Source organism: Ruegeria sp. AH12 (assembly GCF_056541465.1).
In genome coordinates, this window is record NZ_JBQFYL010000107.1 from 1 (window position 1) to 884 (window position 884).

At 60.0% G+C, this 884-nt stretch carries 2 protein-coding genes; one reads left to right on the forward strand and one right to left on the reverse strand.

All coding sequences use genetic code 11. The features are described 5' to 3' along the window. The coding region (gene rpiA, locus ACR0EL_RS21955; RefSeq protein WP_480502283.1) for a ribose 5-phosphate isomerase A at positions 1-414 on the reverse strand (414 nt) is incomplete at its 3' end. Positions 415-581: 167 nt separating this feature from the next. Between rpiA and ACR0EL_RS21960 the strand changes: the two genes are divergently transcribed. Next, the coding region (locus ACR0EL_RS21960; protein WP_480502284.1) for a glutathione S-transferase N-terminal domain-containing protein at positions 582-884 on the forward strand (303 nt) is incomplete at its 3' end.

Sequence of the window (884 nt, forward strand, 5' to 3'; positions counted from 1 at the left end):
AGGGAATGCGCCCAGCGTCTCAACCTCTTTGCCTGCATCCGCGATCACCACCATCTGATCGCTGGCTGTGGCCACAATCTTTTCCTGCAACAGCGCAGCACCACCGCCCTTGATCAGGTTGAACTCGCCATCAAACTCATCCGCGCCGTCGATTGTCAGGTCCAACCAGCCGGCCTGATCCAGCGAGACGACCTCGATCCCTTCTTCCCGCGCCAATTGCGCCGTCGCGGTCGATGTCGGAACGCCCTTGATTTTCAACCCTCCATCGCGCACCCGTTCACCCAGGCGGCGCACCAACCATGCGGCGGTCGAGCCTGTCCCCAATCCCACACGCATCCCGTCCTGAACAAGATCGGCGGCGCGACAGGCAGCAACGTATTTCGCTTTGTCGATGGGCGACAAGTCTCTGGTCATGGCAGCTTCCCCCAAGAATACTGCCAGACTTATACGGAATGCCCCGCGCAACTGCGAGAGGCAAAACACGCCATACCTGTGCTAACATGTCGCTGAAATACGCGTTTCCGATAGGAAACGTCGCAATCAGCCTCTATTGTGATCGCCAGACCCCCTAGATAGTCGCCATGGAATCGCCATACCGCCTGCACTACGCCCCCGACAACGCCTCGCTGGTGATCCGACTGGCGCTGGAAGAGATGGGCCTACCCTATGAGACCATACTGGTCGATCGCGCCCGTGATGCACAGAATAGTGCGGCGTATCGGGCGTTGAATCCGAACGGGCTGATCCCGGTGCTGGAGACGCCCCAGGGTCCGATCTTCGAGACCGCCGCAATCCTGCTGTGGCTGGCTGATACGCATGGGCAATTAGCCCCGACACAGGTCAGCCCTGATCGGGCGGCATTCCTGAAGTGGCTGTTCTTCGCC